Below are 13,846 nucleotides of genomic sequence, written 5' to 3'. Positions count from 1 at the left end.
TTACAGCTTTTTTGCCTGTAAGAAATCAAATAATCTTGTCTACTATGATGTTTAGCGACTGCTTTATTTCGCTTAAATTGAAGAATTGGATAAGATAGGAGTGAAATATCTAGAACTATCTTGTTAGAAAGTTATCGTAGTAATAAAACTTTGCTTTGAAAGGAAGGTAAAAAAATGAGTGACATCTCTAATCCAGTTATATATGAAATAGACTATAGCAAGGAAGCAGTGGGAAGTTTAGAAGTTGGAATCCTTCAAGAAGAAGGACCTAATGCAAAATACCTATTGGATTATCCTACAGTTTATATTGTTCATGATGAAAAAAAGAGCCGTAAATTTTCAGTTTATATCGGAGAAACTTCTGATATAAGGCAAAGAACCAAACAACATCTTATTGAAGATCCCAAAAAAAGAGAAGATTGGGAAGAACTCGCAAATTCAGAAGATTCAAAGATGTACATAATAGGTCATAATTATTTTAATAAATCGTTGACTCTAGACATTGAAAATAAATTAATGATGTACATGTCTAGTATCGATTCAGTTCAAACTGTGTATAATCGAAGAACGAATCAACAAAAAGAATATTATACGGCAGATAAACTAGATGAGATTTTTTCTAAGATTTGGAGAAAATTAAGAAAGAAGAATAAAACCCTTTTCCCTGTTGAAAAAATAATCAAAGACTCTGCTCTATTTAAAGCTTCGCCCTTTCATAAACTAAGTGATGAACAAATTCATGCTAAGGACAAGATTATCTTGAAAATTATGGAGGCGCTAACGAGAGATAAGTCAGGTGAATTGATTTTAGTAGCAGGAGAAGCAGGTTCAGGTAAAACAGTTTTAATGAGCAGTCTTTTTTACGAATTAAAACAGCTAACTCAAGAAGAGTCAGAAAATATCGTCTTGCAAAAAGCAAATAGTTATTTGCTCGTAAATCATGAGCAACAGTTGAAAGTTTATCAACAAATTGCAAACAAATTAGGAATTACTTCTAAGAAAGTCCCTAATTTAGTCAGCAAACCAACTACATTTATCAATAATCATACTCCAGAAGAAAAAGTAGATGTTGTTATTGTAGATGAGGCTCATTTGTTATGGACACAAGGGAAGCAATCTTATAGAGGAAAGAATCAGCTATATGATTTAATGGAGAGAGCAAGAGTGGTGGTAGCGGTTTTTGACATCAATCAAGTTCTTTCCACTGAACAATATTGGGAAGAAGAGGAACTACTTGCTTTGGAACATGAGGCGAATTTAAAAGGGAATTATATCCGTTTAGAAAATCAGATGAGGATTAATGCGAGTCAGAGCACTGTTGATTGGATAAGATCAATGACTGACGATAAAGATATCAAACCCATTCTTCAGGATGCTAAAGGATATGAGTTGAAAATTTTTAAATCTCCAGAAGAAATGCATCAAGCTATTAAAGAAAAAGCAAAAAATGAGAATTCAGGTATTTCCCGAATTACTGCAACATTTGATTGGGAATACGTTGATAAAAGAAAACCAGAAAAGGATGATTATTGGAGAGTTAAGATAGGGAATTGGTCTCTACCTTGGAATCTGCAACTGCCTCAAACGAAAGAGCAAAAGAGACAAAATAGAAGCCTTTCTTGGGCAGAACAAGAACAAACTATTGATGAAGTGGGTTCTACATTTACTATTCAAGGATTTGACCTGAACTATGCAGGTGTGATTATCGGTCCTTCTGTAAAATATAGAAATGGAGAAATTGTATTCGATAGAAGTTTCAGTCAAAATAAAAAAGCTACTCGCCAAAGAACATTAAAGAACGGAAAAAAAGAACAGTTTTCTGATATGCTGTTAAAAAACGAATTAAATGTGCTTTTAACAAGAGGGGTAAATGGTTTATATATTTACGCGGTAGATGAGGAACTTCAAAAAGCGCTATTAAATGCAGCAAAGGAGAAAACACATAATGAGTAAAGAAAAAAGTATTATGGAGAAAGTAAATGAATTTAGAGATGACAGAGATTGGCGTCAATTTCATAATGAAAAAGATTTAGCCATCTCTATTTCATTAGAAGCTTCAGAATTACTTGAACTATTTCAATGGAAATCAGCCGAAGAAGTAAAAGAAACAAAATTAGAACAGATTAAGGAAGAATTAGCAGATGTATTGATATATTCTCATATGTTAGCAGATAATCTCAATTTGAGTATTGAGGAAATAATAGATGAAAAACTGCAAAAAAACAATGAAAAATATCCTGTGAGTAAAAGTAAAGGGAATAATGCTAAATACACTGATTTTGAATAGCAATAGTATTCAAAAAGCCAATAAGCAGAAAGTTGCTTGTTGGCTTTTTAGTAACATGCTATTTCCCGTGACAATGTTTGTATTTCTTCCCGCTGCCGCATGGACAAGGTTCATTTCGACCAACTTTTTTTGCTTGGATAGGTTCTTGTTTTCCGACGAACTTATTTGTAAATGGAACAACATTGTTAGGAACAGAGGACAATGTATGATGATTTTTAAATAGTTCTCTTGGAGTATGGCCACGATTGGACCATTTTCGTGAATGGTTGTTTAAGTTTGAATAGAGAGAGCTAAATTCTTCTAAGTCTTTCAGACCATCAAAAAGAATGCCAAACTGGCTGTCTAGTTCATTCACTAGATTTTGCAGGCGAAAATCGAGTTTAATATATACCATAATCATATCCATGATATCTACAAGATTTTCTGCATTCAGCGTTTTAGCGAAAAACTGTTCCATTTTCTTGTATTGAGCAGTTCGTTCGTCGAATTCGTGTTTAGCAAAATATTTGATGTCGGATTTTGTTGGTTGGTAATAATCGTGGTGCGAAGACTGTGACATGAAAATAGGTACTTCATCCTCATCCATAACAGAGTTATCAAAGATGTGTTCCAGATTATCTGTAAATCTGAGTCGTTCATCAAACCAAGCCAACCCAATTAATTCAAGCAATAATTCATCGAGTTCGAATGGGTATTGTTTGTTGTGTTGACACCACACTTGTAAGAAAAATTCTGTTTCAAAAACACCGTATAGGTTCATAAACGCCTCTGCATACTCACGGAGCAGATTGTTCTTTTTATTTACTTCTCTAAAATCAGGATCATCAATAAAACTTTGCACCATTTCTTTGGTCTCATTTGGCAGTACTAAGGTGTAAGTATCCTTGTAATAAAATAAAAAGACCCAGCGAAAATAAATTAAATCAAATAGGTCTGGATTTTTACGAGAGAAGGGAATAAAATCAATTTTTTTTGGACCATTCATCAGTTGTTTTAAGAGTTGAATATTTTCTTTTGGTTGAAAAGATAACCGATGCTGGCTTTTCAAAGATAGCTCTTCAAAGAAATCTTCGGCAATAACAGTTTTTGTTTTACTGCGGCGCACTTTATAACGAAGGTCGGTGGCTATTGCAACCATATCTTCTTTTGAATAAGTTGTTAGGCATTCCGTAAACGAAAAGACTGGTTTATGCAAAACAAGGACATGATCATATAGTTCGCTAATTATTTCTGTAGTTAGTTTTTCTGACATGAGGTATGTCTCCTTTAAAAAAAGAGTTTGTTCTTTTTGATAATTTAAAAACAACTTAAAAATTATTTCCCTGCACAAAGAATTGTGCTTCTTCGTGATGGTATTTGATTAAGGAATAGTTGAATGGACGACCGTTGCTTAAATAATAAATGCTTTCGATATTTAACGAGGGATCGTGAGTTTCCAATTCTAAATATCCAGCTTCTTCTTGATTTAATTTGCCAATCCGCATAAATAAATCTGAAAAACGGATATTTATTTTTAAATCTTCTGTTAAATAGTTGAAAACAGACTGGCTGGCAATTTCTTCATTCAAATAAGGTACTACCGTTTTGAGGTAATAGGATTCTTCCACACAAAATGGGCGAGATTCAATGTAGCGGACGCGTTTAATATAATAAATGATTTCTTGATCTGTAAGTTCCAGTATGTCTGCGACATTCGAAGGTGCTTCTATTTCCTTTAATTCAATGACCTTAGAAGACAAATTGAATTCTCTAAAAATGCTATGAAACCCTTGTACATCCGTTAAATTAACAAATCCTTTTCGGTGACGTCCGCGGACATATGTACCGCTGCCTCGTACTTGGTAAATCACGCCATTTGTCTCTAGAACTTCTAAGGCTTTAATAATCGTGTTTTTACCAACTTTATATGTACCTTCTAATTCTGTGAGAGTTGGTAATTTATACCCACGAGTTAAATTATTCTCTTGAATATAGGTATTGATTTTATTGGCAACTTCATGGTATTTGTTCATCACTTTTGCCCCTTTACAGAAAATTATAACATATTTTGAATTGTAAGGGCATTGACAAATCGTATGGGTATAATCTATGCTGTAATCACAGTAAATAAATTGTACCCATACACTTTTTAAGTGTGAAGGAATAAGAACATGAAAAATAAAAATCTTTCCAGCGATTATTGTAACAAACACTGATAGATACGCTAAGTTGTTAGTCTCTCATTCAAAAGAAGTAAAAGATTCGATAGTAATTATCAAAAAATAGGAGGATATATATGTCTAAATTTCCAAAAGATTTCTTATGGGGCGGAGCGTTAGCAGCTCACCAATTCGAAGGTGGCTGGGATCAAGGTGGTAAAGGGCCAAGTGTCGCTGATGTGATGACAGCTGGTGCAGCTGGTAAACCGCGTGAAATCACGAAAACGGTTGAAGAAGGTAAATTTTATCCGAATCACGAAGCCATTGATTTTTACAATCGTTATAAAGAAGATGTGGCGTTGTTTGCTGAAATGGGATTGAACAGTTTACGCACATCTATCAACTGGACGCGTATTTTCCCGAAAGGCGACGAAGCTGAGCCAAATGAAGCTGGACTTCAATTTTACGATGATTTATTTGATGAATTATTGAAAAATGGTATCGAACCGGTCATTACGTTGACTCACTTTGAAATGCCGCTGCACTTAGCACAAACATATGGTGGATTTAGAAACCGTAAAGTAGTCGATTTCTTTGTTAAATTTGCCGAAGTAGTTTTTGAGCGTTACAAAGACAAAGTGAAATACTGGATGACATTTAATGAAATCAACAATATGATGGATTACACAAACCCGATTTTCTTATGGACAAATGTAGGGGTTCAAGTTGAAGAAGGCGAAAACGCTAAAGAAGTGATGTATACTTCAGCGCACCATGTGTTGTTGGCAAGTGCTCTATCAGTGAAAATCGGTCACGAAATCAATCCTGATTTCCAAATTGGGGCAATGGTGTCTCATGTACCGATCTATCCATTAACTGCTCATCCAGAAGATGCTATGTTGGCTGAAGAATCAATGCATTTGCGTTATTTCTTCCCGGATGTACAAGTACGCGGGTATTATCCAAACTATACGCTGAAGGAATTTGATCGTGAAGGCTTGAATATACCTATTCAAGAAGGTGACGATGAAATATTAGCACAAGGTAAAGTGGACTATCTAGGGTTCAGCTATTACATGTCTAATGTGGTGGATCATAAAGATGAAAATAACGATGATGAGGCTGCTAACGTGCATGGTAAGATTCCTTATCAAGTAGACAACCCATATCTAAAAGCTAGTGACTGGGGTTGGACGATTGATCCGGTAGGTCTGCGTTATACATTGAATCGTTTCTGGGATCGTTATCAAATTCCGCTATTTATTGTAGAAAACGGGTTTGGTGCGATTGATATTGTCGAAGAAGACGGCAGCATCCATGATGAAGCTCGTATCTCTTACTTGCGTGAACACATCAAACAAATGGGCATCGCGATAGACCATGATGGTGTTGAATTGATGGGGTATACACCTTGGGGCATCATTGACATCGTTTCTTTCACAACTGGAGAAATGAAAAAACGTTACGGTATGATTTATGTAGACCGGGATAATGAAGGCAACGGAACGATGGAACGAAGCAAGAAAGATTCGTTTGACTGGTATAAAAAAGTCATCGAAACAAATGGAGAACAATTGTAATGAAAAGTTTGACTCTCTCATTGTTGTATATTCAGCAATGAGAGAGTTTTTTCTTTTTTTCCTAATTTGAGAGTAGGGAGACTAGTCTTTGAACAGAGGGAGAGTCAATGTCAGATCGGACTGTCCGTTAAGTTTTAAAATATTATCCGTATACCGTAGCAAAAATCCTCTAGAATACTCTTTAATGGCTTGATAAGCAGATGTCTGTTTCATCAGTTCAGCTTCAGCGGAACTGATTTGAGAAGATTCTCCGCTAAAAAAGAGGCGATTGTTTTCACCGACAAAGGTGCCCACTTCATCAGGATTGGTTTTGTCATACCATTGTTCTTCGATTATCTGCCGCAATCCCATATCGATACCGTCCTTAACAAATAAAGAAGTAGCGTAGTCTGCATAATGCAACAGCTGCTCATCCGTTTGGTTCGTTTCAGCAGCCCAGCTGTCTACGTCTAAAGTGCTTTTCTGGTAATTCAGTTGTTTGCTATCAATCGTGATCTGCCCAATACTAGGAGTCATAATGGAAAAAGCAGCCGTTGTGATATCGTATAAAGAATCTTCTTTGTTGGCGATATCTTGGACATGAGTGTGACCAGAAAAAGCCACGTTTGTTTCATACTTGGCAAATAATTCTTGGACAACTTGTGCATTATCCAGGGTAAATCCATTCGTCATAAAGTCATTGTGCTCGAGTAAATTGTGATGTAACACAGGTAAGACAGTTGCCTCAGTTTCTTTAGCTTCTTTCAACACAGATTCCATCCAAACCAAGGTTTCCTTTTTTAACAATCCATTTGAAGGAGGAGCGCCTTTGCCTTCTGTTTGGGAATAAACATTGGTGTCCAGCATCAATAAAATCAAATCAGTGTACGGTTGTACGGCATAACTTAAAGAATGCTCGTCTACCGAAAAAGCCTCGGTATACCCCATGTCACTAAAAATCGTTTGAAAGTCTTGCGGCAATATTTGGGTTGTCTTTTCTTGACTGTCTCCATTGAATTTTCTGGCCCAGCCATTTGAGATATCATGATTGCCGGGAATGACGTAGACTTGTGTCCCCAATTCTTCTATTTGATGAAAATAATCTGCTAAGTCCAATGCGCTTTGTTTTTCTCCGTTTAAGGTCAAATCGCCACTGACGATCAGTAGTTTCGGTCGTTCTTTTTCTATTTGCCATACAAGTGCTTCCATTCGTTCTGTTGGGTAATCCAGTTCTTTTCCAGCTGATGTTTGTTGGATGTAGTCAAAATTTTCTCCATTATCAAACAGAGAAGGTGATAAGTAATGCACATCAGTGATTATCCAAATAGAATCTGTTTTAGAAATAGCTTCAGTTGGCATAAGCGGATCGCGTTTCAGTTCAGTCGATTCAATGGATTGTCCCATACCAAAGACAAATACCAGTACACCAGTCAGAAACAGAATGATTCCGGCTATTGTTTTCTTTTTCATAGCGAGCACCTCTTGAGACCGTAGTTTGTTTGTTCATTATAATACAAATAGTGAAGACTCACTAGTGTATGATAGAGATTAAAACAAGTTCTATCTCAGACGGTAGTCCAAAAGACACTTTTAGTGTAAAATAGAATGGAGTGTTTTAAGGAGGCTGGAAGTATGGATTTAAATCAAAAAGCCTTGGCGTTATGGAATGACGGCAAAGCTGCTGAAGCTTTAGAACTCTTATTCAGAGCGATTGATGAAGAACCAAGTGAAAAAGAAGGCTATTATAATCTGATCAGTTTATTGATTGCTGCTAAAAAGTTTGCAGATGCGAAAGCTGTCTTGGAGATGGCGGGTGAAAAATTTGCTGCAGAGGAGTCATTTCTATATGCTTATGGAAATTGGCACTATCAGCAACAGCACTATACTGAAGCATTGAACAATTACTTATCCGTGTTCCAGCAACAAAAGAGTATTTTTAAAGGAGAAGCTGCTGCTATGATCGGGCAGTGTTATCTAGCTTTACACCAACCGAAATTAGCGTTAGCCTATTTGTTGGAAGCAGAAGTCCATCATCCAGAAGATACGATGATCTTGCTAATGATTGGAAATAGTTTGTTGCAGACAGAATCGTTTTTAGATGCAGAGAGCTATTTTGACAAAGTGATCGCATTGGATGAAAAAAATGCAGAAGCGTGGTTCAAAAAAGGATTAGCTAAAAGAGTCCTGCAGCAAGACCCTAAAGAGGGGAAAGATTGTTTGCAAAAAGCCAAACAATTGGATCCGGAACAGTTTTTGACTTATGCGCAGCAATTAAAAGAAATTGAATCAGTTGTCACTAAAAAAGAAGAGTAGCACGAAAATAAGAGCGTTGGGTAAGACGTGTGAGCTGCCTTACCCAACGCGTTTAAGAAACACGCAGAAAAGGGTGGAGAGAATTTGGATTTTCAAGAAGAGTTATTTGATGCAACAACAGAACCATATATCGTTGGGGGAGTTAAAGCGATCTTTTTTCAAAATCCGTCCAATTTTTATAAAGTGTTGTTGATTCAAATTGCCGAAACCAATAGTGACTACAAAGAACAAGAAGTCGTGATTACCGGAAATTTTGGTCAGATCCAGGAAGAAGAAGTGTACCGTTTTTATGGGAAGTTAGTGGACCATCCTAAGTTTGGTGTGCAGTTTACTTCCAGCCGGTACCATCAAGAGAAACCAACTTCAGCTGAAGGAGTCATTGCCTATCTATCAAGCGATAAATTCCCTGGTATTGGAGAAAAAACGGCTGAAGCAATCGTGGATGCGTTGGGTGAAGAAGCGATTGATCGGATCAACGCAGATCCGAATGTCTTAGAACAGATTACTCAACTCAATCAAAAAAAACGCGATACGATTGTAGAAGTGATTCAGCAAAATAATGGCATGGAAAAAATCATTATCGGATTGAATCAATTTGGCTTTGGTAGTCAACTGGCATACAGCATCTATCAGACCTATCAAGAACAAACCTTAGAAGTGATCCAGGAAAATCCCTATCGTTTGCTGGAAGAGGTCGAGCATGTAGGATTTAAAAAAGCCGATGCAATTGCAGAACAATTAGGGTTTAAAGCTGATTCTCCGATGCGGATCAAAGCTGCTATTATGTTTTCATTAAATGAATTGTGCATGTCTAATGGAGATACGTATACAAATGCGGAAAATTTGCTTACCAAAACAATCGAAGTCTTGGAATCCAGTCGTTCTTTCTTGATTGAGCCTGAAAGCGTGGCAGATGAAGTCCTGCATTTGATCGAAGAAAACAAGCTGATTGAAGATGAGGGTAAATTGTATATCCGATCGTTGTTTGCTGCTGAATGGGGAATAGCGACTTCGATTGAACGGTTGTTGGAAAGCAAATCAAAAATCAATTACACCCAAGATATTGAAAAAGAAATCGCAATCGTCGAAAAAACATTTGCGATCCAATACGGCAATTCGCAAAAAGAGGCGATAAAAAAAGCGGTTCAATCTCCTGTGTTTATTTTGACGGGTGGTCCTGGGACAGGGAAGACAACCGTTTTAAATGGTATCGTGACATTGTATGCTGAGTTAAATGGATTGTCGTTAGATGTCAATGATTATACGGAAGAGAAACCTTTTCCTATTTTGTTGGCGGCTCCTACGGGAAGAGCTGCGAAAAAGATGAATGAAGCGACCGGATTGCCGAGCAGTACCATTCATCGTTTATTAGGTTTGAATGGAACGGAAAATCCGGATAGCGAACAATCTGAAAAGGAATTGGATGGCGGATTATTGATCGTGGATGAGATGTCCATGGTGGATACTTGGCTGGCCAATCAATTGTTGAGAGCTGTTCCGAATCATATGCAGGTTTTATTTGTAGGAGATAAAGATCAATTGCCTTCTGTCGGTCCCGGCCAAGTGCTGCATGATTTACTTGCCAGCCAGAAAGTTCCGAGTATGGAGTTGAATGAGATTTACCGTCAAGGGGATGGTTCGTCGATTATCACTTTGGCGCACAATATTAAAAATGGAGAGCTGCCCAACGATTTTCAAAAACCGCAACGCGATCGATCGTTCTTCAATTGTTCCGCCTTTCAAATTGAAGAAGTGATTCGTCAAGTAGTGAGTAAAGCGAAATTAAAAGGCTTTACAGCTCAAGATATCCAAGTATTGGCGCCCATGTACCGTGGTCCAGCAGGGATTGATGCATTGAACAAAATGCTGCAAGAAATTTTAAATCCCAACGATACTGGGCGCCGAAAAGAAGTAACGTTCAACAATAAAGTCTATCGTATCGGGGATAAAGTCCTGCAATTGGTCAACTACCCGGAAATGAATGTGTTCAACGGGGATATGGGTGAAATCGTCGGGATTTCTTACGCGAAAGAAACGGAAGATAAGGTAGATGAGCTGATTTTGCGGTTTGATGCCAATGAGGTCACTTACAAACGAAATGAATGGAATAAAATCACTTTAGCTTATTGTTGTTCGATCCATAAGTCTCAAGGTAGCGAGTTTAAAATGGTTATTTTGCCAATGGTGCGCAATTATCACCGGATGCTTCGGCGAGATTTATTGTACACGGCGATTACCAGAGCCAGTGAATTGCTGATCTTGTGCGGAGAGATTCCAGCTTTTCACGAAAGTGTGATGAAATCTTCTGCCAATCGGTTGACCACGTTGAAAGAGCGTATCACGGGTGAATCAGGGGAAGAACAAGCAACGACTGAAGCTCCAAAAGCGGAAGAAATCACGGAAACAAATAAATCAAGTAAACAAGCTGAACGGGTGGTTCCAGTGACAAGTGAAGAAACGCATTCAGTGTCTGTGGAAACTAAAACTTCGAAAGTAGTCTTAGACTACCGATTAACCGCATCTAATATGAAAGACATCGACCCCATGATTGGCATGGAAGGTGTGTCCCCTTATCAAATGTAATTCAAGAAAGATTCCTTTTTGAGAGTGACCCCCAAAAGTTAGAGTAAAATCTAATTTTTGGGGGCTATTTTCTATGCAAGATATAGGGAAGAGAGGAATTCAAGCTACCTTTGTTCAAGAATTTTTAAGAGTTCTTTGAGCGATTATTTATTAACGAAGAAACAAATCATCGCTGCTCGAATAGTATACGAGGGTGCTAGAGACAACTAGTAGCGCTATTGTTTTTGACTATTCTTCAAAGAAGGATTTATTTAATGTCTTCTTGATGAAGAATGGGGTTTGAACATCAAGAGTAAAACTTCCTTGATGAAGAATGGGGTTTGAACATCAAGAGTAAAACTTCCTTGATGAAGAATGAGATTTGAACATCAAGAGTAAAACTTCCTTGATGAAGAATGAGGTTTGAACATCAAGAGTAAAATTTCCTTGATGAAGAATGGGGTTTGAACATCAAGAGTAAAACTTCCTTGATGAAGAATGGGGTTTAAACATCAAGAGTAAAACTTCCTTGATGAAGAATGGGGTTTAAACATCAAGAGTAAAACTTCCTTGATGAAGAATGAGGTTTGAACATCAAGAGTAAAACCATCTTGATGAAGAACGGGATAATGTAAGGAGCAAGCCTTCATTTACTCATTAAACAAATATTTCATTTCACGCTGAATAGAGCATTCCACACTATTCATTCCATTATTCACTCTATTAAAGATTAGCAGTGCCAACACCAACATAAATTTAGAAACGTGGAAATACATCAAATGGTACAACCTTGCTCGATCAAAAGCAAAATTGCCTGGACTAAGTTCGGTTAAATTCCAAACTCAAATCAGCCCATCAATTACATAATAAAAACTCTAACTTTTCAGGGTCAAGACCGAAAAGTTAGAGTTTTTTTATTGTAGTGTATGCTAAAGAAAATCAATCCATAAGAAAATACCCAACAGAATAATCAAGATAAAAACATAGCGCTTAAATTGTTGACTGGGGATTCGACTATACAAGAAGTTGCCTAGCCAAATAGCCAAAGCAATTGCTGGGAGTGAAAAGCCATACAAAATAAATAACTCTTTTGACCAAAATCCACCTAAAAAATGGCCAATAATAATCATCAGACTGGAAACCAAAAAATGAGCTTGTAACGTTTCTCTAAAAACAATTGGATCCCATTTTCGCATAGTACCATAGACTACTATAGGTATGCCATTCATATTGTACGCACTGCCCAACATACCAGCAGCAAAACCAAATGGTCCTGTACCCATCGGACCTTGCAGTTTTTTACCCAGTTTAGTCTGGTTAAGGTTTGGGTTAGAGAGGGAATAAATCCCATAAAGAATAAGAAAAATACTTAATATGGAAGTAATCAGTATTTTCGGAGCAAATTTGACCAGCCCTAAGCCGAATGGAATCCCTATTAGTGTAGCCAATGACAGTCGCCGTAAAACAGGCCGATCAACCTCTTTCCAACCTGAAAGAACAGTCAGTATGGCGACCGTAAATCCTGCTAACCCGATTAAAGAAACTGAAGTTGAAAAACTAATCGGCAATAAAGCCAATAATGGCATACTGACGACTGAGTCGCCAAATCCAAAAACAGCACGCATCAAAGAACCTAGAAAAACGACTCCGACCACCAGTAAAATAATTGTTGCATCCACAGAAATAAACTCCTTTTTGTCTCCCAATGAACAGGGATAAAGACATTTTTGAACTAGATATTACAAGTCTTCATTTTACCATACTTGTTGAAAGATTAAGGCAAAAAAGAAAGAACCAAGAATAATCCTGGTCCTTGTGCGCGCTTTAGTGAGCAACAAACCAAAAGAGTCTTTTTACCGTACGGATGCTTAAATCAAAAGGAGTGTAGCCCAGTTCTTCTCCATCAGTTTGACCTTCGATTACGGACGAAACTGACAGGCGCATGTGTTCTCCTTTAAAGTAATGAACTGCCTCATCCTCTAAATGTTTACCAGTTGTAAAGAGAGTAAAGAAAAGTTTTAAAAACTTCCATCCAGAGATGCGTTCTACAACAATTAAATCCATTTTGCCATCTGTCAGAGCAGCTTTAGGAGAAATTTTGATTCCGCTGCCGAAGTAAGGATGATTATTTGTAGTGACTAAAAAAGCTCTCTCAAAGGATTCTTTTTTCCCATCTACATCGACCGCTAAAGGAAAGGGTTGTTGTCGTATAAAATGTGAAATCACTGCGGATAAATAAATCAACGAATGCAGTTTGAGTTTATTGAAGACTGTTTTGGAAGAAGAATGGTTGACTGCTTTGATAATCGAAGCGTCTAATCCAAGTCCGACGTTGTTAACGGTAAAACCTTGACGGTAAGTAGGGATATCCAGAAAAGCTAAAACATCCAGCTCTTTAGGTTCAGTTGCAGCCAAAATTTGTTCGAGAGCCTTTTTGGGATGATGGGAAATTCCAGCTCCGCGAGCAAAGTCGTTTCCGGATCCAGATGGGATATACCCTAAAGGAACAGAGGCGTAACGTTCTCCTAACCCATTCAGGCTTTCGTGAATTGTCCCGTCACCACCAATAACGATGATCAAGCCATCTTTAATGGACTGTTGGGCTATTTTTTGAGCGATATCAGCTGTGATTTTCGTGGTGTGTCCTGCATATTGACTCTCATGGACAAAAACAACCTTATCTTTTTGTTCTAAATATTGTTTGACTTGTTTCCCTATTTTTTCCCCTTTTCCTGAACCGGAATGAGGATTGATGATGAGATGAAATTCTTTAATCATTGACATATGTAGCTCCTACTAAATAAGTTAATATTTCTTAGTCGATCATGCTTTCATATTATAAACCAAAGAATCTAAAAAAGAAATCAGCTAATTAGTTGTTCCATTGAGCTGCCTCATCCTGCAAATGATTGAGCAGAATACATCTGAATTTGATAAATGCATGTTATGGTAAAGGTAACTCATTTTGTTGCTTGCCGCAGCCAATA

Annotated in this window: 10 protein-coding genes and 1 pseudogene; 6 read left to right on the top strand and 5 right to left on the bottom strand. The window is 37.3% G+C overall.

All coding sequences use genetic code 11. The features are described from left to right. Positions 1-174 precede the first annotated feature (174 nt). Both ACEN4L_RS00955 and ACEN4L_RS00950 read left to right on the top strand, forming a co-directional pair. Positions 175-1,953, top strand: a complete 1,779-nt coding sequence (locus ACEN4L_RS00955) for a DUF2075 domain-containing protein (protein WP_407095475.1) — start codon at positions 175-177, stop codon at positions 1,951-1,953. After that, positions 1,946-2,287, top strand: a complete 342-nt coding sequence (locus tag ACEN4L_RS00950; protein ID WP_407095474.1) for a nucleotide pyrophosphohydrolase — start codon at positions 1,946-1,948, stop codon at positions 2,285-2,287. Before ACEN4L_RS00955 ends, ACEN4L_RS00950 begins: the two co-directional genes overlap by 8 nt. A gap of 58 nt (positions 2,288-2,345) precedes the next feature. Here ACEN4L_RS00950 and ACEN4L_RS00945 read toward each other — a convergent pair. Together ACEN4L_RS00945 and ACEN4L_RS00940 are read right to left on the bottom strand one after the other, a co-directional pair. Then, positions 2,346-2,429: pseudogene (locus ACEN4L_RS00945) on the bottom strand (SEC-C metal-binding domain-containing protein); the annotation flags it as partial. A gap of 1,165 nt (positions 2,430-3,594) precedes the next feature. After that, complete coding sequence (locus ACEN4L_RS00940; RefSeq protein WP_407095473.1) at positions 3,595-4,299, bottom strand: GntR family transcriptional regulator; 705 nt, start codon at positions 4,297-4,299, stop codon at positions 3,595-3,597. A 263-nt stretch (positions 4,300-4,562) separates the two neighbouring features. Here ACEN4L_RS00940 and ACEN4L_RS00935 point away from each other — a divergent pair, with 263 nt between their 5' ends. Continuing rightward, positions 4,563-6,005 carry a 6-phospho-beta-glucosidase gene (locus ACEN4L_RS00935; RefSeq protein WP_407095472.1) on the top strand — a complete coding sequence of 481 codons (1,443 nt, stop codon included), beginning with the start codon at positions 4,563-4,565 and terminating at the stop codon, positions 6,003-6,005. An 81-nt stretch (positions 6,006-6,086) separates the two neighbouring features. On the opposite strand, the gene ACEN4L_RS00930 is transcribed toward ACEN4L_RS00935, so the two are convergent. Then, positions 6,087-7,454, bottom strand: coding sequence for a metallophosphoesterase (locus tag ACEN4L_RS00930; protein WP_407095471.1), 1,368 nt, complete (start codon positions 7,452-7,454; stop codon positions 6,087-6,089). Between the two features lie 162 nt (positions 7,455-7,616). On the opposite strand from ACEN4L_RS00930, the gene ACEN4L_RS00925 reads away from it, so the two are divergent. From ACEN4L_RS00925 to ACEN4L_RS00915, 3 genes are all read left to right on the top strand, one after another. Continuing rightward, positions 7,617-8,297 carry a tetratricopeptide repeat protein gene (locus ACEN4L_RS00925; protein ID WP_407095470.1) on the top strand — a complete coding sequence of 227 codons (681 nt, stop codon included), beginning with the start codon at positions 7,617-7,619 and terminating at the stop codon, positions 8,295-8,297. 84 nt (positions 8,298-8,381) lie between these two features. Next, a complete protein-coding gene (locus ACEN4L_RS00920; protein ID WP_407095469.1) occupies positions 8,382-10,880 on the top strand; it encodes an ATP-dependent RecD-like DNA helicase in 2,499 nt (832 codons plus the stop codon). A 663-nt stretch (positions 10,881-11,543) separates the two neighbouring features. Continuing rightward, positions 11,544-11,726, top strand: a complete 183-nt coding sequence (locus tag ACEN4L_RS00915) for an IS3 family transposase (protein ID WP_407095568.1) — start codon at positions 11,544-11,546, stop codon at positions 11,724-11,726. A gap of 62 nt (positions 11,727-11,788) precedes the next feature. Here the strand turns inward: ACEN4L_RS00915 and ACEN4L_RS00910 are convergent, their stop codons facing one another. Then, positions 11,789-12,538, bottom strand: a complete 750-nt coding sequence (locus ACEN4L_RS00910) for a sulfite exporter TauE/SafE family protein (protein ID WP_407095468.1) — start codon at positions 12,536-12,538, stop codon at positions 11,789-11,791. Positions 12,539-12,683: 145 nt separating this feature from the next. Next, on the bottom strand, positions 12,684-13,637 hold the full coding sequence (locus ACEN4L_RS00905; protein WP_407123572.1) for a diacylglycerol/lipid kinase family protein: 954 nt from the start codon (positions 13,635-13,637) through the stop codon (positions 12,684-12,686). Positions 13,638-13,846 lie beyond the last annotated feature (209 nt).

This window comes from Desemzia sp. FAM 23988 (assembly GCF_045528365.1).
Taxonomy (GTDB): domain Bacteria; phylum Bacillota; class Bacilli; order Lactobacillales; family Carnobacteriaceae; genus Desemzia.
Note: the sequence above shows the minus strand (reverse complement) of the source record. Positions and strands in the feature narration are given on the sequence as shown.

Excerpts from the sequence above, each read along its gene's own strand:
- ACEN4L_RS00955 (WP_407095475.1), top strand. The coding sequence starts at position 175 with ATGAGTGACATCTCTAATCCAGTTATATATGAAATAGACTATAGCAAG.
- ACEN4L_RS00950 (WP_407095474.1), top strand. The coding sequence starts at position 1,946 with ATGAGTAAAGAAAAAAGTATTATGGAGAAAGTAAATGAATTTAGAGAT.
- ACEN4L_RS00940 (WP_407095473.1), bottom strand. The coding sequence starts at position 4,299 with ATGAACAAATACCATGAAGTTGCCAATAAAATCAATACCTATATTCAA.
- ACEN4L_RS00935 (WP_407095472.1), top strand. The coding sequence starts at position 4,563 with ATGTCTAAATTTCCAAAAGATTTCTTATGGGGCGGAGCGTTAGCAGCT.
- ACEN4L_RS00930 (WP_407095471.1), bottom strand. The coding sequence starts at position 7,454 with ATGAAAAAGAAAACAATAGCCGGAATCATTCTGTTTCTGACTGGTGTA.
- ACEN4L_RS00925 (WP_407095470.1), top strand. The coding sequence starts at position 7,617 with ATGGATTTAAATCAAAAAGCCTTGGCGTTATGGAATGACGGCAAAGCT.
- ACEN4L_RS00905 (WP_407123572.1), bottom strand. The coding sequence starts at position 13,637 with ATGATTAAAGAATTTCATCTCATCATCAATCCTCATTCCGGTTCAGGA.